Origin of the sequence: Pseudomonas sp. NPDC007930 (assembly GCF_042958985.1) — a bacterium.
Lineage (GTDB): Bacteria > Pseudomonadota > Gammaproteobacteria > Pseudomonadales > Pseudomonadaceae > Aquipseudomonas.
This window is the reverse complement of record NZ_JBIBKC010000010.1, coordinates 99961-123999: the sequence shown is the minus strand read 5'-3', so window position 1 is coordinate 123999 and position 24039 is coordinate 99961. Positions and strand designations below refer to the sequence as shown.

The 24039-nt window shown below is 66.9% G+C and carries 23 protein-coding genes and 1 pseudogene; 8 read left to right on the top strand and 16 right to left on the bottom strand.

The genetic code is table 11. The annotated features are described in order from the left end of the window. The first annotated feature begins 8 nt into the window (after positions 1–8). Both ACFZCE_RS19745 and pdeM read left to right on the top strand, forming a co-directional pair. Positions 9–2477: a ligase-associated DNA damage response DEXH box helicase gene (locus tag ACFZCE_RS19745; RefSeq protein ID WP_390942094.1), complete on the top strand. Its 2469-nt coding sequence runs from the start codon at positions 9–11 to the stop codon at positions 2475–2477. Further along, positions 2474–3133, top strand: coding sequence for a ligase-associated DNA damage response endonuclease PdeM (gene pdeM, locus ACFZCE_RS19740; RefSeq protein WP_390942092.1), 660 nt, complete (start codon positions 2474–2476; stop codon positions 3131–3133). Before ACFZCE_RS19745 ends, pdeM begins: the two co-directional genes overlap by 4 nt. A gap of 46 nt (positions 3134–3179) precedes the next feature. Here the strand turns inward: pdeM and ACFZCE_RS19735 are convergent, their stop codons facing one another. After that, positions 3180–3413, bottom strand: a complete 234-nt coding sequence (locus tag ACFZCE_RS19735; protein ID WP_390942091.1) for a hypothetical protein — start codon at positions 3411–3413, stop codon at positions 3180–3182. 75 nt (positions 3414–3488) lie between these two features. Next, positions 3489–4055: a dCTP deaminase gene (gene dcd, locus ACFZCE_RS19730; protein ID WP_390942089.1), complete on the bottom strand. Its 567-nt coding sequence runs from the start codon at positions 4053–4055 to the stop codon at positions 3489–3491. 259 nt (positions 4056–4314) lie between these two features. Between dcd and ACFZCE_RS19725 the strand changes: the two genes are divergently transcribed. Further along, positions 4315–4524, top strand: a complete 210-nt coding sequence (locus ACFZCE_RS19725) for a cold shock domain-containing protein (RefSeq protein WP_390942087.1) — start codon at positions 4315–4317, stop codon at positions 4522–4524. Between the two features lie 59 nt (positions 4525–4583). Here the strand turns inward: ACFZCE_RS19725 and ACFZCE_RS19720 are convergent, their stop codons facing one another. Genes ACFZCE_RS19720 through ACFZCE_RS19705 form a run of 4 tightly spaced genes read right to left on the bottom strand, consistent with a single transcriptional unit; the run spans position 4584 to position 8094 of the window. After that, positions 4584–5435, bottom strand: coding sequence for a TIM barrel protein (locus ACFZCE_RS19720; protein WP_390942085.1), 852 nt, complete (start codon positions 5433–5435; stop codon positions 4584–4586). Beyond that, complete coding sequence (locus tag ACFZCE_RS19715) at positions 5428–6663, bottom strand: FAD-dependent oxidoreductase (protein WP_390942084.1); 1236 nt, start codon at positions 6661–6663, stop codon at positions 5428–5430. Before ACFZCE_RS19715 ends, ACFZCE_RS19720 begins: the two co-directional genes overlap by 8 nt. A gap of 10 nt (positions 6664–6673) precedes the next feature. After that, positions 6674–7015, bottom strand: coding sequence for a MocE family 2Fe-2S type ferredoxin (locus tag ACFZCE_RS19710; protein ID WP_390942082.1), 342 nt, complete (start codon positions 7013–7015; stop codon positions 6674–6676). Then, positions 7012–8094, bottom strand: coding sequence for a fatty acid desaturase (locus tag ACFZCE_RS19705; protein WP_390942080.1), 1083 nt, complete (start codon positions 8092–8094; stop codon positions 7012–7014). The genes ACFZCE_RS19710 and ACFZCE_RS19705 overlap by 4 nt, the downstream gene beginning before the upstream one ends. A gap of 186 nt (positions 8095–8280) precedes the next feature. On the opposite strand from ACFZCE_RS19705, the gene ACFZCE_RS19700 reads away from it, so the two are divergent. After that, positions 8281–9342 (top strand): substrate-binding domain-containing protein, encoded by a 1062-nt coding sequence (locus ACFZCE_RS19700; protein WP_390942078.1) that lies wholly within the window; start codon positions 8281–8283, stop codon positions 9340–9342. On the opposite strand, the gene ACFZCE_RS19695 is transcribed toward ACFZCE_RS19700, so the two are convergent. From ACFZCE_RS19695 to apbC, 9 genes are all read right to left on the bottom strand, one after another. Continuing rightward, positions 9326–10249, bottom strand: a complete 924-nt coding sequence (locus ACFZCE_RS19695) for a substrate-binding domain-containing protein (protein ID WP_390942076.1) — start codon at positions 10247–10249, stop codon at positions 9326–9328. The genes ACFZCE_RS19700 and ACFZCE_RS19695 overlap by 17 nt on opposite strands. Positions 10250–10305: 56 nt before the next feature. Further along, positions 10306–11460 carry a phytanoyl-CoA dioxygenase family protein gene (locus tag ACFZCE_RS19690; protein WP_390942075.1) on the bottom strand — a complete coding sequence of 385 codons (1155 nt, stop codon included), beginning with the start codon at positions 11458–11460 and terminating at the stop codon, positions 10306–10308. Positions 11461–11471: 11 nt separating this feature from the next. Beyond that, positions 11472–12293 (bottom strand): oxidoreductase, encoded by an 822-nt coding sequence (locus ACFZCE_RS19685; RefSeq protein ID WP_390942074.1) that lies wholly within the window; start codon positions 12291–12293, stop codon positions 11472–11474. A gap of 31 nt (positions 12294–12324) precedes the next feature. Next, a complete protein-coding gene (locus ACFZCE_RS19680; protein ID WP_390942072.1) occupies positions 12325–13437 on the bottom strand; it encodes a Gfo/Idh/MocA family oxidoreductase in 1113 nt (370 codons plus the stop codon). Positions 13438–13453: 16 nt separating this feature from the next. Continuing rightward, entirely contained in the window at positions 13454–14476 is a 1023-nt protein-coding gene (locus tag ACFZCE_RS19675) for an ABC transporter permease (protein ID WP_390942070.1), read from the bottom strand. Positions 14477–14503: 27 nt separating this feature from the next. Next, positions 14504–16063 (bottom strand): ATP-binding cassette domain-containing protein, encoded by a 1560-nt coding sequence (locus ACFZCE_RS19670; RefSeq protein ID WP_390942068.1) that lies wholly within the window; start codon positions 16061–16063, stop codon positions 14504–14506. A 48-nt stretch (positions 16064–16111) separates the two neighbouring features. Next, on the bottom strand, positions 16112–17128 hold the full coding sequence (locus ACFZCE_RS19665; protein ID WP_390942066.1) for a Gfo/Idh/MocA family oxidoreductase: 1017 nt from the start codon (positions 17126–17128) through the stop codon (positions 16112–16114). Between the two features lie 18 nt (positions 17129–17146). Continuing rightward, positions 17147–18064, bottom strand: a complete 918-nt coding sequence (iolE, locus tag ACFZCE_RS19660; RefSeq protein WP_390942064.1) for a myo-inosose-2 dehydratase — start codon at positions 18062–18064, stop codon at positions 17147–17149. Positions 18065–18224: 160 nt separating this feature from the next. Further along, positions 18225–19319, bottom strand: coding sequence for an iron-sulfur cluster carrier protein ApbC (apbC, locus tag ACFZCE_RS19655; protein WP_390942062.1), 1095 nt, complete (start codon positions 19317–19319; stop codon positions 18225–18227). A gap of 141 nt (positions 19320–19460) precedes the next feature. On the opposite strand from apbC, the gene metG reads away from it, so the two are divergent. The 4 genes and pseudogenes from metG to ACFZCE_RS19635 all read left to right on the top strand — a co-directional run bounded on the left by metG (position 19461) and on the right by ACFZCE_RS19635 (position 23261). Continuing rightward, entirely contained in the window at positions 19461–21497 is a 2037-nt protein-coding gene (metG, locus tag ACFZCE_RS19650) for a methionine--tRNA ligase (protein ID WP_390942060.1), read from the top strand. 70 nt (positions 21498–21567) lie between these two features. Then, positions 21568–22317, top strand: a pseudogene (locus ACFZCE_RS19645) (RnfABCDGE type electron transport complex subunit B); the annotation flags it as partial. 21 nt (positions 22318–22338) lie between these two features. Then, positions 22339–22977, top strand: coding sequence for an endonuclease III (gene nth, locus ACFZCE_RS19640; RefSeq protein WP_390942058.1), 639 nt, complete (start codon positions 22339–22341; stop codon positions 22975–22977). Positions 22978–23081: 104 nt separating this feature from the next. Further along, positions 23082–23261 (top strand): PA3496 family putative envelope integrity protein, encoded by a 180-nt coding sequence (locus ACFZCE_RS19635; protein ID WP_390942056.1) that lies wholly within the window; start codon positions 23082–23084, stop codon positions 23259–23261. Here ACFZCE_RS19635 and ACFZCE_RS19630 read toward each other — a convergent pair. Then, a complete protein-coding gene (locus ACFZCE_RS19630; RefSeq protein WP_390942054.1) occupies positions 23258–23887 on the bottom strand; it encodes a response regulator in 630 nt (209 codons plus the stop codon). The genes ACFZCE_RS19635 and ACFZCE_RS19630 overlap by 4 nt on opposite strands. Positions 23888–24039: the final 152 nt, after the last annotated feature.

Genomic DNA, 24039 nt, shown 5'->3' with positions numbered 1-24039 from the left:
ACTGTTCCATGCCTACGCCCTCCTACGCCAAAGCCTGGTTCGCCGCTCGCGGCTGGAAGCCCTTCGCCTTTCAGCGCGCGGTGTGGAAAGCGCTGGCCGCGGGCCAGTCGGGGCTGCTGCATGCCAGCACCGGCGCCGGCAAAACCTATGCGCTGTGGTTCGGCGCGTTGCAGGCCTGGGCCAAGCCGGCGCCACCCGCCACGGGCAAGCGCCGGGCGCTGATGGCGCCCCTGACGGTGCTGTGGATCACCCCCATGCGCGCCCTGGCGGCCGACACCCTGCGTGCCCTGCAGGTGCCGGTGGAAGAACTCGGCCTTGGCTGGAGCCTCGGCCTGCGCACCGGCGACACCTCCAGCAGCGAACGCGCGCGGCAAAGCCGGCGCCTGCCCACGGTGCTGGTCACCACCCCGGAAAGCCTGTCACTGATGCTCGCCCGCGAGCAGGCCCAGGCCGAGCTGGCCAGCCTGCGCCTAGTGGTGGTCGATGAGTGGCACGAACTGCTCGGCAACAAGCGTGGCGTGCAGGTGCAGCTGGCCTTGGCACGCTTGCGCCAGTGGCAACCGGCACTGATGACCTGGGGGATTTCCGCAACCCTTGGCAACCTCGCCCACGCCCAGGCCGCGCTGATGCCCGAAGGGGTGCAGGTCGAGGGCGCCAACCACAAACAGCTGCGGGTCGACACCCTGCTGCCCAGTTCCGTCGAGCGCTTCCCCTGGGCCGGCCACTACGGCCTGCGCATGCTCGCCCAAGTGGTCGACGAGATCGACGCCAGCGCCTCGTGCCTGGTCTTCACCAACACCCGCGCGCAGAGTGAAACCTGGTACCAGGCGCTGCTCGAGGCGCGCCCGGACTGGGCCGGGCTGATCGCCCTGCACCATGGCTCGCTGAGCCGCGAGGTGCGCGAGTGGGTGGAGCTGGCGCTCAAGCAGGGCCAGCTCAAGGCCGTGGTGTGCACCTCCAGCCTGGACCTGGGCGTAGACTTCCTACCCGTGGAGCGGGTGTTGCAGATCGGCTCGGCCAAGGGCGTGGCGCGCCTGATCCAGCGCGCCGGGCGCTCGGGGCATGCGCCAGGGCGGCCGTCGCGGGTCACCCTGGTGCCCACCCACAGCCTGGAGCTGGTCGAGGCCGCCGCCGCCGAAGAGGCCGTCGCGCAGCGGCGCATCGAGCCGCGGCAATCCCCCGAGGCGCCACTCGACGTACTCGTGCAGCACCTGGTGACCGTGGCCCTGGGCGGCGGCTTCCGCCCGCCTGAACTGCTCGCGGAGGTGCGCGGCGCCTGGGCCTACCGAGGGCTGAGCGAAGACGCCTGGCAATGGGCGCTGGCGTTTGTGCGCCACGGTGGCCTGTCGCTGACCGCCTACCCCGACTACCAGCGTGTAGAGCCGGATGCCGAGGGCGTGTGGCGGGTGCCCGACGCCCGCCTGGGCCGGCGCCACCGGCTGAACATCGGCACCATCGTCAGCGACGCGGCGCTGAACGTGAAGTTCTGGAGCAAGGGCGGCGGGGGTAAGTCGCTGGGCAGCATCGAGGAGGGTTTTATCGCCCGCCTGCGCCCGGGAGACCTGTTCCTCTTTGGCGGGCGCACCCTGGAGCTGGTGCGGGTGGAGCAAATGACCGCCTACGTGAAACGCAGCAGCGGCAAAAAGCCCGCCGTACCCCGCTGGAATGGCGGGCGCATGCCGCTGTCCAGCGAGCTGGCAGACGCCCTAGTGCGGCAATTCGAGGCTGCCGCCCGGGGCGAGTACAGCCATGCCCCGCTGCGCGCGGTGCGGCCGCTGCTGGAGGTGCAACAGGCCTGGTCGGCGCTACCGGCGCGGGGTTGCCTGCTGATTGAACAGCTGAAATCCCGCGAGGGCTGGCACCTGTTTCTCTACCCCTTCGCCGGGCGCCTGGTGCACCTGGGCCTGGCCAGCCTGCTGGCGTGGCGCTTGGCCCAGCGGGCGCCGGCGAGTTTCTCGTTGGCGGTGAACGACTATGGCCTGGAGCTGCTCTGCCCGCGCGAGGTGGACTGGCAAGCGGCGCTAGACGGCGGCCTGCTCAGCCCGGCCAACCTGCTGGCCGACGTGCTCGCCAGCCTGAATGCCGGCGAGCTGGCGCAGCGGCGCTTTCGCGAGATCGCGCGGATCGCCGGGCTGGTGTTCGCGGGCTACCCCGGTGCGCAAAAAAGCACGCGCCAGGTGCAGGCCTCGAGCAGTTTGTTTTTTGAGGTGTTCCGCCAGTACGACGCTGGCAACCTGTTGCTGAGCCAGGCCGAACAAGAGGTGCTCGGCGAGGAACTGGACACCGCCCGCCTGGCGGCGACGCTGGAGCAGATTGGCCGTGGCAGCCTGGCCGTGCACCGTATCGCCCGGCCTACGCCGCTGGCGTTCCCGCTGCTGGTGGAGCGCCTGCGCGAAAGCCTCAGCTCGGAAAAACTCGCCGACCGCATCGCGCGGATGGTCGCTGACCTCGACAACGCCGCGGGGCCGGCGGCATGAGCCCGTACCTGGCGGTGAACATCGGCGGCGCCGAGCTCTGGCTACTGGCGGAAAAAGCCGTGTACTGGCCGGCCGAGCGCGCGTTGCTGGTGGCAGACGTGCACTTCGGCAAGGCCGCGGTGTACCGCGCCCTAGGCCAGCCGGTACCCCACGGCACCACCGCCGCCAACCTCGCCGCGCTGGACCGGCTGCTGGCGCGCTATGGCGTTGACGAGTTGATTTTCCTCGGCGACTTTCTTCACGGCCCGGCGGCCCAGGGCAGCGCCACGCTAGGCGCCCTCGGCGCCTGGCGCACGCGCCACCCGGCGTTGCGCATCACCCTGGTGCGCGGCAACCACGACCTGCGCGCCGGCGACCCGCCCGCCGCGCTGGGCATCCAGGTGTGCGCGGAACCGCTGCTACGCGGCCCGCTGGCGCTGCGCCATGAGCCCGCGCCGCACCCTACCCACGCGGTGCTGGCCGGGCATGTGCACCCGGTGTACCTGCTGCGCGGGCGCGGCCGCCAGCGCCTGCGGCTGCCGTGTTTTCAGGTGGGCCAGCAGGTCACGCTGTTGCCGGCGTTCGGCGCGTTTACCGGGGGTTATGCGCTGGCGCGCAAGGCGGGAGTACAACTGGTGTTGGTGGGGGATGAAGGGGTGTGGTGCTTGCCTTCTTGAGGGGGCCCCGCGCGGCGACGCCAGGCGCGGGGCTCTCAAGCCCTGATCAGGCCACGGGCACCGGCGGTGGCTGGTCGGGGATCGTCGGTTCTCCGGGTTCGGAGGGTTGGTCGGGCTGTGCCGGGTACGGCACGTCCGGATCAGGCTGGCCCGGCACGCCACCCATGGCGACGGCTTGCGCGTCGGCAAAGGGGTTGGAGAGCAGCGTCCAGGCAAGCTGGCCGATCTGGTTCGGCTGCAAGGCGGCGAGCGTGGCGCTGATGTTCGGGTCGAGCTTCATAGGCACTCCTGGGAGAACGGGGAGTTCACCCAGTAGAGTGCAAAAACCGTCACAAATTCCCGCCCCTCGTCGGCATCAGGTACGCGGCAGGGTCACGCCGCGCTGGCCCTGGTACTTGCCGCCGCGGTCCTTGTAGCTCACCTCGCACGGTTCGTCGGATTCCAGGAACAGCATCTGCGCCACGCCTTCGTTGGCGTAGATCTTCGCCGGCAGGTTGGTGGTGTTGGAGAATTCCAGGGTCACGTGGCCTTCCCACTCCGGCTCCAGCGGGGTGACGTTGACGATGATGCCGCAGCGCGCGTAGGTGCTTTTGCCCAGGCAGATGGTCAGCACGTTGCGCGGGATGCGGAAGTACTCGACGGTGCGGGCCAGGGCGAAGGAGTTCGGCGGGATGATGCACACGTCGCTCTGGATGTCGACGAAGCTCTTGGCGTCGAAGTTCTTCGGGTCGACGATGGCCGAGTTGATGTTGGTGAACACCTTGAATTCGTTGGCGCAACGCACGTCGTAGCCGTAGCTCGAAACGCCGAAGGAGATCACCCGCTGGGCCTCCTCGCCGCGCACCTGGCGCTCGACGTAGGGCTCGATCATGCCGTGCTCTTGCGCCATGCGGCGAATCCACTTGTCCGATTTGATGCTCATGGCGCGGTCCTGAAATACCTAAGGTTAGCCGCGTATCTTACCGGTGCTAGCGCCCAGGATCAAAAGCCGCGCGCACAAGGCCATTGGCAGGTGCGTGGAAAACGGTTAAGGTGGCGGCACTGTGTTGCTTGTGTCGCCGAGAATTACTCCACGATGTTAGGTTTCGACCCCACCATCTACAAGAATTTCACGCTCTTTGCACTCAGTCTCGGCGCGGGATGTTCCTCGCCGCTGTAAACTTTGTCCAAGGAGACTCACCATGTCCAATCGCCAAAACGGCACCGTCAAGTGGTTCAACGATGAGAAAGGCTACGGCTTCATCACCCCAGAATCCGGCGATGACCTGTTCGTGCACTACAAAGCCATCAAATCCGACGGCTTCAAATCGCTGAAAGAAGGCCAAGCTGTGACTTTCGTCGCTACCCGCGGCCAGAAAGGCATGCAGGCTGAGGAAGTACAAGTCGCCTAAGGCTGCTTGAGCTTCTCGAAAAAACCCGCCCTGGTGGCGGGTTTTTTTATGGGCGCCCTTCAGGTTGCGGTGCGCGCGTGCTGGGCCACGCACGCCGCCCACAGCGCCTGCACCTGCCCCTTGAGCCACAGCGCCTCCTCCCAGCGGTCACTGACATCGCCACCGTCCGGCCCGGTGATGGCATAGGGCGGTGGGCCCAACTCGCAGGTAAAGCTCAGGCTGTGCGGGTGCTGTGGCCGTGCCAGCCAGAGGGCCATGGCCTGGCGCCACCAGCCCATGAACAACGCCACCCAGCCTTGATGCTGGGCGAAGCTCAGGGGCAGTTGCACCTGCTCGCAACTGGCCACCCGCCCGTGCAACCCCCAACTGTGCCGCAACACGGTGCTGATCGCGGCGTCATCGGCGGCCGCGGGCGGGTTGGGGATTTCCCGGCCCACCACGTAATGCGAGAGGTCTGCCAGCAAACGCAGTTGGGGCATGTGCTCGAGCAGGTCGAGGGTGAAGTGCAGGTCGTTGGTCAGGCGGTAGCGGTGGGTTTCGATCAGCATCGGCACACCGGCATCTTCGGCCAGCCGTTGCCAGCCCTCGAGCAATGCCAGCGCCTCGCCGAGGCTGCGCGGGCGCACGTCGGCCTGCACGGTGAGGTGGTGGCAGCCGAACTCGGCCGCGTTGGCCAGGGCCGGCTTCAGCGCTTCGAGCGAATCCGGAAACGCCTGGGCCTCGATCTGCAACCCGGCCTCGGCGCATAACCCGGCCAAGCGCCGGGCGGCGGCGCGCTCGCTGAAGTGGTCGGTCAGGCCATCGAAGCCGGCCTCGCGGATGTTCCGCACGGCCACCTCCAGCGGCACCGGCAACTGGCCCTGGGCGTTCTGCATCGCCCACATCGACTGGAACACGTGCAACTCAGGCATGGGCGGCCTCCTTGAGCAATTGCTTGAGCGGCGTGGCCGGGTCCGCCAAGGCCGCCGGGCTGGGGGCGGCGCCGGCGAGGATCAAGCGTTCGAGCAGCTGCAGTGCCTTGGCCCCGCTATTGCCCGGGGCAAAGGCGCAGGCACCGCACAGCCGCCCGCGGCTATCCAGGTAAGCGTCGAGCCAGCCCTCGCCGAGCCGCCGCCTGACCACCTCAGCGCCGCCGGGCTGATGGCCGACCAACTGCAGGCTCCAGCCGTATTGATCGGACCAGAACCCGGCCAGGCCCTCGAACGCCTGCTCGGCGCCGAGCATGTTCAACGCCGCCAGGCGGCCTTGGGCTTCGGCGTTGCGCCAGGTTTCCTGGCGTTGCCAGGTGCCGCTGTGGGCACAGGGGAACTCGCACACATCGCCGGCGGCAAACACCTGCGGCGCGCTGCTGCGCAGGCAGGCGTCGACGCGGATGCCGTTGCCCAGCGCCAGCCCCGCGGCTTCGGCCAGCGCCAGGTTCGCGGCGATGCCGATGCCCACCAGCAGCACCTCGCAGGGCAGGCTGCGGCCATCGGCCAGGCGCACCGCTTCAACCTGCCGGCGGCCCTCGACCGCCAGCACGCTGGCGCCCAGGTACACCTCGGTGCCTTCGGCCTGGTGCAAGGCCAGCAAGGCCGCCGAGGCGCTGGCCGGCAATGCCCGCGCGGCCAGGCGCTCGCCAGCTTCCAGCACGCTCACCTGGCAACCCAACTGGCGCGCCGCAGCCGCCGCCTCCAGGCCGATGAAGCCACCACCCACCACCACCACCCGCGCCGCGGGCCGCAAGGCGGCGCGCAGGCGCTGGGCGTCGTCCCAGCTGCGCAGGTAGTGCACGCCGGCCAAGTGCGCCGGTGCTTGCGCCAAGCGCCGTGGCTGGCCGCCAGTGGCCAGCAGCAAGCGGTCGTAGTGCAGCGGCGCGCCCGCGCTCAGCGTAAGGCGCCGCGCGGCGGTGTCCAGGGCCAGCACGCGGGTGCCGGCCAGGTGCTCGATGCCCTGTTCGGCGTAATGCCCGGCCGGCGCCAGCGCTGGCAGCGCGCCGCCTTCCAGCAGCGCCTGCTTGGACAGCGGCGGGCGCTCATAGGGCAGGTGCGGTTCTTCACCGATCAGCAGCACGCGGCCGCCGAAGCCGGCTTCACGCAGGGCCAGCGCGGCGCGCCCGCCGGCATGCCCGGCGCCCACTATCACAAAGGGCTGTTGCATGGCGCCCTCCTCATCCGGCCAGGTTCAACCACACCTGGCCGCCGTCTAGCCGCACCGGGTAGGTTTTCAGGTTCACGCACACCGGTGCACCCAAGGCGCGGCCGTCGCGGTAGTCAAAGCGGCCGTTGTGCTTGGGGCATTCGATCACGTGGTCGATCACCAGGCCATCGGCCAGGTGCACCGCTTCATGGGTGCACAGGCCGGCGGTGGCGAAGTAGCGGTCATCCGGCGAGCGGTAGATGGCGTAGCTCTGGCCCTGGTGGTCGAAGCGCATCACGTCTTCTTCGTCGATGGCATCGGCCGCGCAGACCAGCACCCACTGTTCATCGTTCACAACCGTGAGCGGGATCATGCGGCAGCCTCCTCGGCGGTGGGGGTGGGGGTAGGAAGCGGCCGGCGGATGAAGTAACCCGGCTCGCGCTGCTGGCGCCATACCACGTGAAGAATCTCTTTGTAGGCGGCCCAGAGGCTGGGATACGGCGGCGGGCAGTCCCCGCGAATTTCTTCGTGAAGTTCCGCCAGGCGGTAATACGGCACCATCGGAAACATATGGTGTTCGAGGTGGTAATTCATGTTCAGGTATAAAAACCGCAGCACCGGGTTCATATAGATAGTGCGGCAGTTACTGCGGTGGTCGAGTTCATCTTCGGCCAGGCCTACATGTTGGCTGAGGCCGAATACATAGCTCAACCAACCGCCGTAGACGGTCGGCAGGCCGACCAGCAAAACCGGTAGCCAACTGTGCTGCCACAGCGCCAGCGCCACCACCGCGGCATGGATCGCCAGCCACACCCGCGCGGTGCGGTACACCCGCGGCCACTCGCCGCGGGGGATGAACAGCTGTTCTTCGGCGCTCAGGCGGCCGCCGGCATGGCGCAGCAGGCTGTGTGCCAGGGCATACAGGTGGGGCAACTGGAACAGGCTGAGGGCCATCTTCCACAGGTGCGGCGGGCGCGGCTCGACGATTTCCGGGTCGCGCCCGACCACGATGGTGTCGGTGTGATGGCGGGCATGGCTCCAGCGCCAGCGGTCGGGCTCAAAGCCAATCATGAAGCAGGCCAACTGGTAAAAGGCGTTGTTCAGCCAGCGGGTTTTGAACGCCGTGCCGTGGCCGGTTTCGTGCCACACCGGGTTGGACATCGTGCCGTACAGCACGCCGTAGGCGATGAACCACGGCACGCACCACAGGCTGCCCCAGGCCAGCACCGCGCCGCTGGCGGTGGCCACCAGCAGCACCAGCCACAGGCCGAGGTCGCGGGCGGCGCGGGCGTCGCTGCGTTGCATCAGTTCTTTCATCCGCTTGCGCGGCACCGGGCACTGGTACCACTGGGCCGAGGCCAGGCCGCGGTCGAGGGCGCGCTGGGCTTCGGCGCCGGTGAGGCGATAGTCACGGCGCGCGGCGGCGCCGTTGAAAGCCGTTTGATCCGCCATCTTTATTGTTCTCCTGGGCTATCAAATACAAGGCAACACGATGCCCGGCCCGGTATCAGGGCGTTTCCAAAACAGCAGCAACGTGTGAACTTCAGTATAGGGCTGAAAGTTTCAGCGCCAAGGGCTGGAAGATATAACCTCTCAAGCTATCATCAATGCCACGGCCCTCATGATAGTTTCTATCACATGCACAATAATAAACGCCCGACCATTGCCCGTATCGCCGAGCAGGCGAAGTTATCCGTGGCCACCGTTGACCGAGTGCTCAATGCCCGCGCGCCGGTCAACCCGCACACGTCGCAAAAGGTCTATGAAGCCGCCGAAGCGCTGGGCTATTACGCCGCGCGGTTGATGTCGCAACGCATTGCCAAGCACAAGCCGGGGTTCCGCCTGAGCTTCTTGCTGATGGCCCACGACAGCCCCTTCTACACCCAGCTGCAACAGGGCATCGAAGCCGCGGCGCGGGCCTGCATCGAGGCCAACGTGCTGTGCCACTTCGCCCGCCAGCGCGAACGCAGCCCGGAGGCGATCGCCGGGCAGATCGGCGAGCTGGCGGCGCAGTGCGATTGCCTGGCGGTGGTGAGCTACGAGCACCCGTTGATCAGCCAGGCGATGGCCAACGCGCGGGCCGCGGGGGTGGTGGTGGTGTCGGTGCTGTCGGAGAACGCCACGCCCGGGCTCAGCCCGTACATCGGCAGCGATAACACCGCCTGCGGGCGCACCGCCGGGTGGTTGCTCAGCCACCTGATCGGCCCCCGGGCGGCGCGGGTCGCCACCTTGCTCGGCGGCCATCGCTTCGTGGGCCATGAGGCCCGCGACCGGGCCTTGAGGGAATACCTGCACCGCCATGCGCCGCACCTGCAGGTGCTGGCGCCGATCATCAACCTCGACAACCCGGCCATGGCCGAAGAAGCCACCTTTGAACTGCTGGCGCGCCACGAGGGTTTGGGTGGGGTGTACATCACCGGTGGCGGCTCGGAGGGGCTGGTGCGGGCGCTGCGGCAATTGCCGGCACGCCCGGCGATCCACGTGATCACCCACGAACTCACCGCGGTGCACGCCCAGGCCTTGGCCGATGGGCTGCTGAGCGTGGTGTTCGACACCGACACCCAGGCCCTGGGCCAGGCGCTGGTCAAGCGCATGATGGGCCTGGCCACGCCCGGGCATCAGGACGATGGCCGGGCGTGGCATGTGCCGTTTCGGCTGGTAACGCCGGAGAACCTGCAGCAGGTCACTTGCTGGCGGTGAACTCCTTGAGGTTATCCGGGGTGATCAACCGGTAAGGGATGGTCACTTCCTGCTCGACCTTCTCTTTTTTGGCCATTTTCATGGCCATGTCCACGGCGCCTTCGGCCTGGCCTTTGTTGTCCTGGAAGGCGGTGACGGCCAGCAGGCCGCTTTTGATCGCCGCCAGGCCATCGGGGCCGCCGTCGCTGCCACCGACGAGGATGTCCTTGCCCGGGGTCAGGCCCGACTGCTTGATCGCCATCGCCGCGCCGATGGCCATTTCATCGGCATTGGCGGCCACGGCGTTGATTTTCTTGTCGCTGGTCAGCCAGTTGTTCATCAGGTCCATGCCGCGCTGGCGTTCCCAGTCGGCGTTCTGTTCGGCCACCACTTTGATGTCTGGGTACTTGGCCAGCACTTCCTTCACGCCCTTGGTGCGGTTGTAGGTGGCGTTGTTCGACAGTAGCCCGAGGATGATCGCCAGGTTGCCCTTGCCGCCCATCTTGTCGGCCAGGTACTGCATCTGCAGGCGCCCGGCCTCGACTTCATCCGAGCCGATGTAGCCGACCCCGGCGGGCAAGGTGGCTTGGTCTGGGCGGCGGTTGATGTACACCAGCGGGATGCCGGCCTTGGTCGCCGCCTCGGTGATGCCCTTGGTGGCGGCGGTGTCGACCGGGTTGATGATCATCGCGTCGACGCCTTGGCTGACGAACCCTTGTACCTGATTGAGCTGGCGCACGGTGTCGCCCTGGGCATCTTCGAACTGCAGGCTCACGCCCTGTTGTTTCTTGGCGTATTGGTCGAGGTAGTCACGCTCGGCGGCGAGGAACACGTCGTTGACCTGGGCGATGCTCACGCCGATGCGCAGGTCGGCCAGTACAGCGCTGGACAGCAGGCAGGCCCCGAGGGCCAGGAGTATGCGTTTCATGGTGTAGCTCCTGTCTTGTTGTTGTCATGACGTTCGGCTTGCGGGGTGTGGCGGGGTCAGGGTTGCCGCGCCTTGGCGCGCGCGGCCAGGGCGCCGCCCAGGGTGTTGGCCGCCCAGCCTTCGGCCAGGGCCTGGTGCAGCACGGCTTGTTCGCTGGGTGGGGCGAGGTCTTTGAGCGGCGGGTCGGTGTCGAGGTTGGTGGGGAAGGCATAGCCGTCGCCCACCGCGCCGATCACCGCGTCGCACTGCGCTGGGCTCAGCTCGCCGCCCTGGAAGCGCCGCAGCAGCGCCGGGTAAACCGCCCGGGCCATGGCCGGGCGGTCGATGCTTTCCATCGGTTTGCCAAAGGCGCTGGACACCTGCAGCAGGTTGGCCATGCGGTGGAAGGCTTCGGTGCGGTTGTTGCCCGCGGCGTGGAACAGCGCCGGGTTGAAGAACAGCAAATCACCCTTGCGCAGCGGCAACTGCACCAGGTGGCGCTGGAAGTATTCGGCAAACGCCGGCAGGCGCCAGGCCAGGTAGCCCAGCGGGTACTGGTGAGAGAACGGCAACAGCTGGGTGGGGCCGGACTCCAGCGGCATGTCGGTGTGCGCCACCGCGCCCTGCAGGGTGAGGTATTGCGACAACTGGTGCAGCGGCAGCGGGAAGCGCGCCACCTCCTCGGCCACCTGGAAGCCCAGGTGGTAATCACGGTGCGGCGCCTGCGCCTTGCCGCCGGGGCGCACCACATTGACTTGCGCCGTGACCTGGTAGGCCGGGCCCAGCCAGGCCTCGCTGGCCAGGGCCAGCAAGGGGTTGGCGTAGTACTCGATGAACGAATCGGGCGACAGCAGCGCGGCTTTTTGCAGGGCGTTCCAGATGCGCCCGTTACTGCCGGCGGCGGCAAAGTGGTCGCCGCCGCTGTTGCTCAGGCGCTCACGTTCGAGGATCTGTTCGAACACCTGGCTGTGGCGGTCGACCACCGCGGTGTCGCTGTAGCCGCCTTCGATCACCAGCACCCCGGGCCCGCTGGAAAGCACCCGGTGCAGCTCGCCGAGCACCGCCCGGCGGTCGCCCTGGGCGGCAGCGAGCAGGCGCTCGCCGGCGAACACCACCACGTTGTGCTGCACCCGCTCGCACAGCGGGTAATCGCCCGGGTTCACTTGCTGCTGGCACAGCGCGGAAAAATCGGCCAGTTGGCAATCGCTGGCATCGGCAAACAGGCTAGCCATGGTGGCCTCCTTCAACGTGGCAGGGCAGTGGCCGGGCGCGGCGCGGCATCGCTGCAGCCGATCACGCTCTGGTCCAGGTCGATCAAGGCGCCGGTCATCAGGCCGGACTCTGCGCTCAGCAAGAACGCCACGGCGCGGGCCACTTCGGCCGGCTCCAACAGGCGCCCGAAGGGCTGTTCGGCGGCGGCCTTGGCCAGCCAGCCGGGTTCGGCGCCGTGGTACTGGCGCTGGATTTCGTCCTCATGGGGGGTGTTCATCCAGCCGATGTTCAGCCCGTTCACGCGGATCCGGTCGCGCAGCGCGCTGAACGCCACGTTGCGGGTGAGGATCTGCAACGCGCCCTTGGAGGCCGCGTAGGCGCACAGGAAAGACTGCCCACCGTGGCCGGTGACGCTGATGATATTGACGATCGAGCCGGCCACGCCGGTGCGCAGCATCAGCTTGATCGCCTCCTGGGTGAGGAAGAACGGCGCGCGCACGTTGACCGCCATGATCCGGTCGAACAGCTCGGGCGAGGTGTCGACGATGCTGCCGCGGTCACTCATGCCGGCGCAGTTCACCAGCCCGTGCAGGGTGCCGAAATGGCGCTCGGCGGCGGCGATCACCGCGCGGCAATCCTCCACCCGCTCCATGTCAGCCTCGACAAAGTGCGCCTGGGTACCCAGCTCGGCCAGTTGCCGCGCCTGTTGCTCGCCCTTGCCGCGGCTGCGCCCGCAGATCACCAGGCCGGCGGCGCCGCGTTCGGCGAGCAGGTGGGCCACCGTTGCGCCCAAACCCTGGGTGCTGCCGGTGACCACGAAGTATTGGCCTTGCAAGGAAGACAAATCAGCCATGCCGTGCACTCCTTGTACGTATTCAATGGGGTTAGAGGGTGACCCAACGCTGCTCGGCGGCCGAGGTACGGCACGCCGCGCCGAGGCGTTCGATCTGCCAGGCTTCTTCGAAATCCACCCCCGGCGCGGCGCGCCCGGCCAGGGCTTCGATCAGCCCGCGCACCTCGAGGGTTTTCAGCTCGTTGTAGCCCAGTTGGTGCCCGGCGGCCGGGCAGAACGCCGCGTAGGCCGGCAGGTGCGGCCCGGCCAGCAGGGTTTGGAAGCCTTGCAGTAGCTGCCCGGGTTGGGCGCGAAACAGCCGCAGTTCGTTGAGCCGCTCCTGGTCGTAACACAGCGTGCCGCGGGTGCCGTTGACCTCGAACGCCAGGCGGTTCTTGCGCCCATGGCGCAGCCAACTGGTGCCGAGGGTGCCGCGCGCGCCATTGGCCAGGCGCACCAGCACATGGGCCTGGTCGTCGACCTCCACAGCCCGCGTGCCACCGCCCTCGGCCGGGCGCTGGCGGTGGCAGTGGTGCAGGTCGGCGCACACCGCGGCGACATCGCCGAGCAGCAGGCGGGTCAGGGCCAGCAGGTGGCTGCCGAGGTCCGCCAGGGCGCCGCCGCCCTGCTCGGCCAGGCAGCGCCAGGTGAAGGCGCCGGCCGGGTCGGCCATGAAGTCTTCACTGAAGTCGCCGGTAAAGCCGGTGATCTCGCCCAGCTCGCCGCTGGCGATCAATTGCTGGGCCAGCAACAGGGTGGGGTTTTGCTGGTAGTTGTAGCCCACCCGGGTCACCACCCCGGCGGCGCGGGCGGCATCGCGCATGGCCGTGGCCTCGGCGAAGGTGGTGGCCAGGGGTTTTTCGCAGTACACCGCCTTGCCCGCGGCCAGCGCCGCCAAGGCCATGGGGTGGTGCAGCAGGTTTGGCGTGGTGATCGCCACCAGGCCAATGCGCGGGTCTGCCACCAACGCCTGCCAGCTCTCGGCGGCACCCTCGAAGCCCCAGGCCTGCGCGCAGTCGCGGGCCTTGGCCGGGTTGGCGTCGGCTACCAGCAGCGGCCGCACCGCCAGCGGCAGGTCGAAGGCCGCCTGGGCATTGTGGAATGCCAGGGCGTGGGCGCGCCCCATGAAGCCGGTGCCAATCAGGCCCAGTCCAATCGTTTGCATGGTCGCCTCCTGACGCTCAGCGTTTGATTTTGCGCTTGCTGCGGTACTGGTCGATGATCACCGCGGCTACGATGATCAGCCCCTTGATGATGTCCTGGATGTAGGCGTCTACCCCCAGGAAGGTAAAGCCGCTGGCCATCACCCCGAGGATCAGCGCGCCGATCACCGTGCCGGTGATGCGCCCTACCCCGCCGGCCAGGCTGGTGCCACCGATCACCGCGGCGGCGATGGCGTCCAGCTCATAGCTCACGCCCATCCCGGCCTGGCCGCTGGCGGCGCGCGCCGACGCGACCACCCCGGCCAGCCCGGCGAGCAACCCGGCGATGCTGTAGACGATGATCAAATGGCGCTTGACGTTGATCCCGCTGATGCGCGCGGCCTGCATGTTGCCGCCGATGGCGTAGGTGTACTTGCCGTACTTGGTGTAGCGCAGCGCCACATGGAACACCGCCGCCACGCCGAGGAAGATCAGCACCGGCATGGCGCCACTGCCAATGGCGGTGTAGCTGTCCGAGAGCATGCTGATCGGCTGGCCTTCGGTGTAGAAGCGCGCCAGGCCGCGGGCCGAGACCATCATCCCCAGGGTGGCGATGAACGGTGGGATGCCGGTCATGGCGATCAGGCTGCCGTTCACCGCGCCGGCCAACAGCCCCACCGCCAGCCCCGCCATCAGCGGCACCCACATCGGCAGGTCGGTCAGCGAGGGGAACACCGCGCGGGTGTAGTCGGAGCCCTGCGCCAGGCTGGCGGCGACCATCGCCGACAACGCCAGCACCGAGCCCGAACTGAGGTCGATGCCGGTGGTGATGATCACCTGGGTCACGCCAATGGCGATCAGGCCGATGATCGACACCTGCAGGATCATCAGCACCAGGCGCTGGGAGTTCATCAGGAAGCTTTGGTCGCGCATCATCCAGCCGCACAGTTCGAACACCAGGCCGATGCCGACCAGCACCAGCAGGATGCCGACTTCAGTGGGCAGGCGCCGGCGGGTTCTGGGGCGGGCCGGGGCGAGGTTGTTTTCCGAAAGGACTGTCATTTTTATTATCCCTCTGGGCGGAACGGGTCAGTGGGTGGTGTGCAGGCCCGAGGCCAGGTGCATGATGCTTTCCTGGGTCGCCTGCCCACGCGGCAGGGTGCCCATGGCGTGGCCTTCGTGCATCACCAGCACGCGGTCGGCCAGGCCAAGCACTTCGGGCAGCTCGGAGCTGATCATGATCACCGCCATGCCTTCGCTGGCGAGAAAGGCGATCAGCCGGTAGATCTCGGCCTTGGCGCCGACGTCTACGCCACGGGTGGGCTCGTCGAGGATCAGCACCTTGGGCTTGGTCATCAGCCAGCGCGCCAGCAGGGCCTTTTGCTGGTTGCCACCGGAGAGGTTGGCGATGCACTGCTCCAGGTCCGGGGTTTTCACCCGTAGCTTGCGGCACATGTCTTCGCACAGCCCGCGTAAGGTTTTTTGCTGCACGAAGCCCTTGCCGGCGTACTGCGAGAGCACCGCCACTTCCATGTTCTCGAGCACCGACAGGCAGGGGAAGATGCCGGTGTCCTTGCGGTCTTCGGTGAGCAGCGCCAGGCCGCGGCCAATGGCTTGGCGTGGCTCGGTGAAGGCCACTTGCTCACCCTTGAGCCAAACCTTGCCAGCGGTGGCCGGGGTGATGCCGAACAGGGTTTCGACCACGTTGGTGCGCCCCGAGCCCATCAGCCCGGCAACGCCGAGGATTTCACCGGCGCGCAGTTCGAAGCTCACGCCCTCGAACACCCCGGCCAAGGCCAGGCCCTCGACCTTCAGCACCACCTCTTCGCGCACCGGGGTGCGTTCGGGGAACAACTGGTTGAGCTCGCGGCCGACCATCATGGTGATCAGGCTGTGGCTGTTCATCTCGCTGGCGTGCTGGCTGCCGACGAACTTGCCGTCACGAAACACCGCCACTTCATCGGCGATGGCGAACACTTCGTCCATCTTGTGGGTGATGTAGACGATGCCTTTGCCCTGGGCCTTGAGGTCGCCAATGATGGCGAACAGGTGGGCCACCTCGCGCTCGGTGATTGCCGAGGTGGGTTCGTCCATGATCAGGATCGCCGAATCGTAAGACACCGCCTTGGCGATCTCGACCATCTGCCGCTCGGCGATGCTCAGGCTGCCGACGGTTTCGTCTGGCGAGAGGTCGATGCGCAGCCGCGTGAGCAGTTGTTCGGTGGCGCGGTACATGCCGGCATGGTCGACCATGTGCAGGGCGTTGAGCGGTTCGCGGCCCAGCCAGATGTTCTCGGCGATGGTCATGAACGGCATCAGGTTCAGTTCCTGGTGGATCATCGCTACCCCGGCCTTGAGCGCGTCGAGCGGCTGGGCGAAGGTCACCGGCTCGCCGCGCAGGAGGATCTCCCCGGCGTCGGGCTGGTGGATGCCGGCGATGATCTTCATCAACGTCGATTTGCCCGCGCCGTTCTCGCCCATCAGCGCCAGCACCGAGCCGGGCTGCACCTTCAGTTGTACGTCATCGAGGGCAACCACGCCGGGGAAGCGTTTGCTCACCCCGCGGATTTCCAGCAGGCAGGGCCCGGCCGGTGGCGGGTTGGGCGCCAGCGGCGCGCTGGCGTGGGGGGAGGAGTAGGCAATCGGCATGTTCTTGTTCTCCTTGTTCAGCCGGGGGTGGGCAGCGGCCCACCGCCTTTAATGGGGGTTGTAGAAGGCCGGGCGCTCTGGCAGCTCGACCGGCTCGATGGCGCCGCTGGCCTGGGCCTTGACGCAGGCGTCGGCGGCCACCGCGGCGGCGTAGCCATCCCAAGCCGAAGGGCCCTGCACCTCGCCACGGCGCAGCGCGTCGATGAAAAACTGCAGCTCGACGTCGTAGGCGGCGATGAAGCGGTCTTTCCAGTCGGTGAGGATCGGCGTGCTGAACCGCGCCTGGCTGCGCAGGCTGACTGCGGCAGGCTCGGGCAGCGCGGCCACGCCGGTTTCACCGACCACCTGGCACTGCACGTCGTAGCCGTAGCGGCAGTTGACGAACACTTCGACGTCGATGCGGATGCCCTGGCGGGTTTCGAGCAAGATGATTTGCGGGTCACGGGTGCCGGCGGCGGCTTGGCTGCTGCTGCGCGGGAACACCACCTGCACGCTTTTGTAGTCGTCTTCGAGCAGCCAGCGCAGGCCGTCGAGTTCGTGGATCAAGGTGTCGGTGATGCCCATGCTGGTCTGGTAATTGGGCGCCGGCTGGGGGTTGCGGTGGATCGCGTGGACCATCAGCGGGGCGCCGATCTGGCCGGCATCGATCACTTGCTTGAGCTGGCGGAAGCCCTCGTCGAACGAGCGCATGAAGCCAACCTGCACCAGGCGCTTGCCGTGGGCGACCTCGGCCTCGACGATGCGCCGGCAGGCTTCGGCGGTGGTGGCCAGGGGTTTTTCGCAGAACACCGGCTTGCCGGCGGCGATGCAGGCGAGCACGAATTCCTCATGGCTGGGGCCCCAGGAGGTGACCAGCACGGCGTCGACGTTGGCGGCGCGGATCAGCGCGTGTGGGTCTTCGTAGACCGTGGCGTCGATCTGCAACTGGTCGACCGCGCGGGCGGCAGCGGCCGGGTCGATGTCGTTCACGGCGACCACGCTGGCCCCCACCAGGGTGTGGCTGCAGCGGCGGATGTGTTCACGGCCGATGGCGCCGGTGCCGATCACGGCGAATCTCAAGGTCATCTTTGCGCTCCTTTAGGGTCAGGCCGTGGCGCGGGCGCGCTGGGCGTTGGCATCGGCCACCAGTTGGCGCAGGTGGTCGTAGCCTTTTTTGGCGTATTCGTAACTGGGCGCGACGGCGGGGTCCTGCTCGGCCTCGACCACCAGCCAACCGTGGTAATCGTGGGCGTAGAGCACCGCCAGCAGCGCGGTGAAGTTCAGCGCGCCATCACCGGGCACGGTGAAGGTGCCGTTGACGATGCAGTCGGGGAAGCTCCACTTTTCGTTACGGGCGCGCTGCACCACCGCGGCACGCACGTCCTTGAAGTGCACATGGCACACCCGCCGCGCGTGGCGCTGCAGCACCGCGAGGGGGTCTCCCCCGCCCATGTAGCAGTGGCCGGAGTCGAACAGCAGGCCCACTTGCGGCCCGGTCAGGGCCATCAACTGGTCGATGTCTTCGGGGGATTCAACATAAGCGCCCATGTGGTGGTGGTAGGCCAGCTTGACCCCGCGCGCGGCGGTGTATTCGGCGAACGCGTCGAGCTTGGCGGCGTAGCCACGCCACTGCTCGAGGCTGGCGAAGCGCGGGCGTTCGATCAGCGGCCGGCGCTGGCCCTGGATGGAGCCGGCGACCTCGCCGTAGACCATCACCGTGGCGCCGTTGCGGGCCAGCAGCTCCAGGTGCGGGCCGACCGCGGCGATTTCTGCCTCGACCGAGCGGCTGGCCAACTGGCCGGAATACCAGCCCGAGACCAGGCGCAGGCCATAGCCACCGAGCAGCGCGCCGAGGGCTTGTGGGTCGCGGGGGAATTTACTGTTGAGTTCGAACCCTTCGTAGCCGATTTCAGTGCCTTCGCTCAGGGCCGTGGCCAACGGCGTTTCGCCGCCCAGCGAGGGGATGTCGTCGTTACTCCAGGAGATCGGGTTGATGCCGATGCTGACCGGGGATGCGTGCATGGGCGTTCCTTGGTTCTTGTTATGGAAGGCGTGTGATGAGGCTAGATCGTGGCGAGGATTCCATCAACAATTTTTCCATAAATTTTTTATTTAGAATTTTTATTCTGAATGTGTAGCAAAAAAAACCGCCCGAAGGCGGTCGTTTTGGCCCTCTCAAGGGTTAGTCATCACTCTCGGTAATGCTCGGCATCGCCGGCGCGGCCGCGGCCTGCAGGGCGATCTGCGCGCCCACCTGGCGGGCCAGTTGCTGGTAGATCAGGGCAATCGGGCTGCTGGGGTCGGCGATCGCCGTGGGCCGGCCGCCGTCGGCCTGTTCGCGGATCTCCATCGCCAGCGGCAACGAAGCGAGCAGGCCAACGCCATACTGGGCGGCGAGTTTCTCGCCGCCGCCTTCACCGAACAGGTGCTCGGCATGGCCGCAGTTCGAGCACAGGTGCACGGCCATGTTCTCCACCACGCCCAGCACCGGAATGTTGACCTTGCGGAACATCTCCACGCCCTTGCGCGCATCGAGCAAGGCGAGGTCTTGCGGGGTGGTGACCACCACCGCGCCGGCCACCGGGACCTTTTGCGCCAGGGTCAGTTGGATGTCGCCGGTGCCTGGCGGCATGTCGATCACCAGGTAGTCGAGGTTGTCCCAGGCGGTTTGGGTAATCAACTGCAGCAACGCCCCGGAGACCATCGGCCCGCGCCACACCACCGGGGTGTTGTCGTCGGTGAGGAAGGCCATCGACATCACCTCCACGCCATGGGCGCGCAGCGGCACGAACCACTTCTGCTCCTTGACCTGCGGGCGGGTACCCTCGGCGATGCCGAACATGATGCCCTGGCTGGGGCCATAGATGTCGGCATCGAGGATACCCACCCGGGCGCCCTCGCGGGCCAGCGCCAGGGCCAGGTTGGCGGCGGTGGTCGACTTGCCCACGCCGCCCTTGCCCGAGGCCACGGCGATGATGTTCTTCACGTTGGCCATCGCCGGCACCTGGGCCTGGGCCTTGTGCGCGGTGATTTCGCTGCGCACCGTGACCTTCGCCGCGGTGACCCCCTCCAGGCCCTGCAAAGCGGCTTCCAGCGTGTGTGCCCAGCCGCCTTGGAACAGCCCGGCGGCGTAGCCCAGGCGCAGGGCCACGGTGACCTGCCCGCCCTGCACCTCGATGTGCTCCACGCAACCGGCGCTGACCGGGTTCTGGTTCAGGTAGGGGTCGGTGTACTGGCGAAGCACGGCTTCAACCGCGGCCCGGGTAACGGCGCTCATGGACTCTCCTGGCAACTGAAAAACGAATAGCCGCCTATGCTACCGCCAAAGCCGCCACGCGCCTGCCCCCATGGGGTGAAAAAAAACTGCCGGGGCTATATAGTTGTCGGTCCCCGTTCCACACGACAGTAGCCGAACACCATGTCCGAGCCCCGCCAGATTCTCGTTACCAGCGCCCTGCCCTATGCCAACGGTTCGATCCACCTTGGCCACATGGTCGAGTACATCCAGACCGACATGTGGGTGCGCTTCCAGAAAATGCGCGGCAACCAGTGCTACTACGTGTGCGCCGACGACACCCACGGCTCGGCGATCATGCTGCTGGCGGAAAAACGCGGCATCACCCCCGAGGCGCTGATCGACGGCGTCTGGGCGGAACACAGCACCGACTTCGCCGATTTTGGCGTGGAGTTCGACAACTACTACTCCACCCACTCCGAAGAGAACCGCGCGCTGTCGAGCGAGATCTACGGGCGCCTGCGCGCCGCCGGGTACATTTCTACCCGTTCGGTCACGCAGTACTTCGACCCGGAAAAAAACATGTTCCTGGCCGACCGTTTCATCAAGGGCACCTGCCCCAAGTGCGCGGCCGAGGACCAATACGGCGACAACTGCGAAAAATGCGGCGCTACCTACGCCCCCACCGAGCTGAAGAACCCGCGCTCGGCGGTGTCTGGCGCCACCCCGGTGTTGCGTGATTCCGAGCACTTCTTCTTCCGCCTGCCGGCGTTCCAGCAGATGCTCGAGCAATGGACCCGCAGCGGCACCCTGCACGAAGCGGTGGCCAACAAGCTCGCCGAGTGGCTCGACAGCGGCCTGCAGGAGTGGGACATCTCCCGCGACGCGCCGTACTTCGGCTTTGAAATCCCCGATGCGCCGGGCAAGTACTTCTACGTGTGGCTCGATGCGCCGGTCGGCTACATGGCCAGCTTCAAGAACCTCTGCGCCAAGCGCCCGGGGCTGGATTTCGACGCCTTCTGGGCGGCGGACTCCAAGGCCGAGCTGTACCACTTCATCGGCAAGGACATCGTCAACTTCCACGCGCTGTTCTGGCCGGCCATGCTCGAAGGCGCCGGGTTCCGTAAACCCACGGCGGTGAACGTGCACGGTTACCTCACCGTGAACGGGCAGAAGATGTCGAAGTCGCGCGGCACCTTCATCAAGGCGCGCACCTACCTCGACCACCTCTCGCCCGAGTACCTGCGCTACTACTACGCCTCCAAGCTGGGCCGCAGCGTCGATGACATCGACATGAACCTCGATGACTTCGTGCAGAAGGTCAACTCTGACCTGGTCGGCAAGGTCGTAAACATCGCCAGCCGCTGCGCGGGCTTTATCCACAAGGGCAACAACGGCCTGCTGGTGGCGGAAAACGCCGCGCCCGAGCTGACCGAAGCGTTCCTGGCCGCCGCGCCGTCGATCGCCGACGCCTACGAGCAGCGCGACTTCGCCCGCGCCATGCGCGAAATCATGGCCCTGGCCGACCGCGCCAATGCCTGGATCGCCGACCAGGCACCGTGGGCGCTGGCCAAGCAGGAGGGCCAACAGGCGCGCGTGCAGGCGATCTGCGCCACCGGGGTGAACCTGTTCCGCCTGCTGGTGATCTTCCTCAAGCCGGTGCTGCCGGGCCTGGCGCGCGACGCCGAAGCCTTCCTCAACGTGGCACCACTGCAGTGGAGCGACGTCGGCAGCCTGTTGCGCGACCACCCGCTGAACCCCTTCAAGCCGCTGATGACCCGCATCGAACCGGCCAAGGTCGAAGCCATGGTCGAAGCCTCCCGCGAAAGCCTGGCCGCCACCGCCAGCGCGCCGGCCGGCAACGGCGAGCTGCTGGCCGACCCGCTGGCCGCGGAAATCGACTTCGATGCCTTTGCCGCGGTTGACCTGCGCGTGGCGAAAATCCTCAAGGCCCAGGCCGTGGAAGGTGCCGACAAGCTGCTGCAACTGACCCTCGACCTGGGTGACGAGCAGCGCAACGTGTTCTCCGGGATCAAGAGCGCCTACCCGAACCCGGCCGAGCTCGAAGGCCGCCTGACCATGATGATCGCCAACCTCAAGCCGCGTAAAATGCGCTTCGGGATGTCCGAAGGCATGGTGCTGGCGGCGGGCCCGGGCGGTGCTGACATCTACCTGCTCAGCCCCGACAGCGGCGCCAAGCCGGGGCAGCGAATCAAGTAACCCGCGCGGGGCCCAACACCCGGGGGCGGCCGCCGCCCCGGGTGAAGGGCCGTTAGCCACGATGACCACCATGACCCTGATCCAGCGCATCGACGCCCTGCTGCCGCAAACCCAATGCGGCAAATGCGGCCACGGCGGCTGCCGGCCCTACGCCGAAGGCATAGCCGCCGGCGAGCCGATCAACCGTTGCCCGCCCGGCGGCGAAGAAACCCTTGGCGCGCTGGCGCGGTTGCTGGGCCGCCCGCTGCTCCCGCTGGACACCGGCCGCGGCCTGGCGCCCGCGCAGGTGGCGTACATCCGCGAGGCCGAGTGCATCGGTTGCACCAAGTGCATCCAGGTGTGCCCGGTCGACGCCATCGTGGGCGCGCCCAAGCTGATGCACACCGTGCTGGTGCAGGAATGCACCGGCTGCGACCTGTGCCTGGCGCCCTGCCCGGTCGATTGCATCGACCTGCTGCCGGTGCCTGCCGAGGTGGCGCCCATGACCGGCGGCAGCGCCCCCAGTGCCGCCGCAAACCAGGCCCGTGAACTGCGCCGCGGGCGCGCCCGGCGGCGCTTCGAGCAGCGTGCCGCGCGCCTGCGCCGGGATGAAGAACGCCGGCGCGCCGAACGGGCCACGCGCCCGGCGCTGCCCCAGCCCGCCACGCCGGCCAGCAGCGACCAGGCCCTGAAGCAAGCGAAGATCGCCGTGGCCATGGGCCGCGCCCAATTGGCCCGCTCGCAAAAAGCCTTTGGCGCCACCCCCAGCGCCGAGCAACACGCCCTGTTGGCCAGCCTTGAAAAAGGCCTGCAAGACGCCGAAGCGCGCCTGGCCGCCCTGCCCCCACCGTGAGCCCTCCCGATGAACGCCGCCAAGCGCCAGGAAATTTTCCGCCGGTTGCATGAAGACAACCCCGAGCCCAAGACCGAACTGGCCTACAGCAGCCCGTTCGAGCTGTTGATCGCGGTGATCCTCTCCGCCCAGGCCACCGACGTGGGGGTGAACAAGGCCACTGCCAAGCTGTACCCGGTGGCCAACACCCCGGCGGCGATCCACGCCCTCGGTGTGGAGGGCCTGAGCGAGTACATCAAGACCATAGGCCTGTACAACAGCAAGGCCAAGAACGTGATCGAAACCTGCCGCCTGCTGCTGGAGCTGCACGGCGGTGAAGTGCCCGAGCAGCGCGAAGCCCTCGAGGCGCTACCCGGGGTTGGCCGCAAAACCGCCAACGTGGTGCTGAACACCGCCTTCCGGCAACTGGCGATGGCCGTGGACACGCATATTTTCCGGGTGGCCAACCGCACCCGCCTTGCCCCCGGCAAGAACGTGGTGGAGGTGGAAAAAGCCTTGCTGAAGTTCGTGCCCAAGCCTTACCTGCTCGATGCCCACCACTGGTTGATCCTGCATGGGCGCTACGTGTGCCAAGCGCGCAAGCCACGTTGTGGCAGTTGCCGGATCGAGGACCTCTGCGAGTACAAGGCGAAAACCTCGGACGATTGATCGCACCGGTTTTTTTGTGTCAAGGCGATTGAAAAAATCTTTTGTACCCTCGTGATATTTGTCGCTATAAGGTGCGCCATTGGCACCTTTGCCTGGAGTGACGAATGAGCTCGGATAAAGACGATATCGATGTAGACGAAGACTTCACCCCCTCGGACAGCGACGACGCCGAGGCCCCGGTGGAGCCGGCCAAGACCAACCTCAGCAAACGCCGCACCATCGATAACCTGCTCGAAGAGCGCCGCCTGCAGCGGCAGCTGGCGGACTACGACTTCGACCTCTAGACGATTTCGTTACGCTGCGCCAGGTCGATCAGCTCGACCAGCGACTTGGCGTTGAGCTTGGTCAGCAGCCGGGTTTTGTAGGTGCTTACGGTTTTATTCGAAAGGAACATGCCTTCGGCGATTTCCTTGTTCGACTTGCCCACCGCCAGTTGCTGCAGCACCGACATCTCCCGCCGTGACAGGCACTTGAGCAGGTCCATCTCGGTGACGCTGCCCATGCTCGAGCGCAACGCGTGCAGCGCCTGGTTGGGAAAATAGCTGTAGCCCGACAATACCGCCTTGACCGCGCTCAGCAGTTCGGTGAGGTCTTGCTGCTTGCACACATAGCCCGCTGCCCCGGACTGCATGCAGCGCATGGAAAAGTGCCCGGGGGGCTGCGAGGTCAGCACCAGCACCCGGCACTGCGAGCCGGCCGCGGCAGTGAGGCGGGCGACTACCTCCAGGCCATCGAGCCGCGGAATGCAGATGTCGAGAATGACGATGCCAGGTTGATGCTCCCGCGCCAGGCGCAGGGCGTCGGCACCGTTGTCGGTTTCGGCCACTACGTCATAGCCATGGCGCTCCATGAGCATCCTGACGGCAAGGCGAATGACCGGATGGTCATCGACGACAAGGACTTTGTTCATAATATAAGTACTACCACTGTTTTAATCATGACGGGCGCCCATACGAAAACACCCAGAATGGAACTTCCGCATAGAAGAGAGCTGAAACATTCAGCACCGATTTTCTTGATGAAGTGGCAACTAATAAACAATAAGAAATAATTTTTAGTACA

Bases quoted from the DNA above. Each gene is read 5' to 3' on its own strand.
- ACFZCE_RS19690 (WP_390942075.1), bottom strand. From the start codon at position 11,460: ATGGCTAGCCTGTTTGCCGATGCCAGCGATTGCCAACTGGCCGATTTT.
- ACFZCE_RS19630 (WP_390942054.1), bottom strand. From the start codon at position 23,887: ATGAACAAAGTCCTTGTCGTCGATGACCATCCGGTCATTCGCCTTGCC.
- ACFZCE_RS19695 (WP_390942076.1), bottom strand. From the start codon at position 10,249: ATGAAACGCATACTCCTGGCCCTCGGGGCCTGCCTGCTGTCCAGCGCT.
- ACFZCE_RS19745 (WP_390942094.1), top strand. From the start codon at position 9: ATGCCTACGCCCTCCTACGCCAAAGCCTGGTTCGCCGCTCGCGGCTGG.
- metG (WP_390942060.1), top strand. From the start codon at position 19,461: ATGTCCGAGCCCCGCCAGATTCTCGTTACCAGCGCCCTGCCCTATGCC.
- ACFZCE_RS19675 (WP_390942070.1), bottom strand. From the start codon at position 14,476: ATGACAGTCCTTTCGGAAAACAACCTCGCCCCGGCCCGCCCCAGAACC.
- ACFZCE_RS19700 (WP_390942078.1), top strand. From the start codon at position 8,281: ATGCACAATAATAAACGCCCGACCATTGCCCGTATCGCCGAGCAGGCG.
- pdeM (WP_390942092.1), top strand. From the start codon at position 2,474: ATGAGCCCGTACCTGGCGGTGAACATCGGCGGCGCCGAGCTCTGGCTA.
- ACFZCE_RS19685 (WP_390942074.1), bottom strand. From the start codon at position 12,293: ATGGCTGATTTGTCTTCCTTGCAAGGCCAATACTTCGTGGTCACCGGC.
- ACFZCE_RS19665 (WP_390942066.1), bottom strand. From the start codon at position 17,128: ATGACCTTGAGATTCGCCGTGATCGGCACCGGCGCCATCGGCCGTGAA.
- ACFZCE_RS19680 (WP_390942072.1), bottom strand. From the start codon at position 13,437: ATGCAAACGATTGGACTGGGCCTGATTGGCACCGGCTTCATGGGGCGC.
- iolE (WP_390942064.1), bottom strand. From the start codon at position 18,064: ATGCACGCATCCCCGGTCAGCATCGGCATCAACCCGATCTCCTGGAGT.
- ACFZCE_RS19635 (WP_390942056.1), top strand. From the start codon at position 23,082: ATGAGCTCGGATAAAGACGATATCGATGTAGACGAAGACTTCACCCCC.
- ACFZCE_RS19735 (WP_390942091.1), bottom strand. From the start codon at position 3,413: ATGAAGCTCGACCCGAACATCAGCGCCACGCTCGCCGCCTTGCAGCCG.
- dcd (WP_390942089.1), bottom strand. From the start codon at position 4,055: ATGAGCATCAAATCGGACAAGTGGATTCGCCGCATGGCGCAAGAGCAC.
- apbC (WP_390942062.1), bottom strand. From the start codon at position 19,319: ATGAGCGCCGTTACCCGGGCCGCGGTTGAAGCCGTGCTTCGCCAGTAC.
- ACFZCE_RS19705 (WP_390942080.1), bottom strand. From the start codon at position 8,094: ATGGCGGATCAAACGGCTTTCAACGGCGCCGCCGCGCGCCGTGACTAT.
- ACFZCE_RS19720 (WP_390942085.1), bottom strand. From the start codon at position 5,435: ATGCCTGAGTTGCACGTGTTCCAGTCGATGTGGGCGATGCAGAACGCC.
- ACFZCE_RS19710 (WP_390942082.1), bottom strand. From the start codon at position 7,015: ATGATCCCGCTCACGGTTGTGAACGATGAACAGTGGGTGCTGGTCTGC.
- ACFZCE_RS19670 (WP_390942068.1), bottom strand. From the start codon at position 16,063: ATGCCGATTGCCTACTCCTCCCCCCACGCCAGCGCGCCGCTGGCGCCC.
- ACFZCE_RS19725 (WP_390942087.1), top strand. From the start codon at position 4,315: ATGTCCAATCGCCAAAACGGCACCGTCAAGTGGTTCAACGATGAGAAA.
- ACFZCE_RS19715 (WP_390942084.1), bottom strand. From the start codon at position 6,663: ATGCAACAGCCCTTTGTGATAGTGGGCGCCGGGCATGCCGGCGGGCGC.
- nth (WP_390942058.1), top strand. From the start codon at position 22,339: ATGAACGCCGCCAAGCGCCAGGAAATTTTCCGCCGGTTGCATGAAGAC.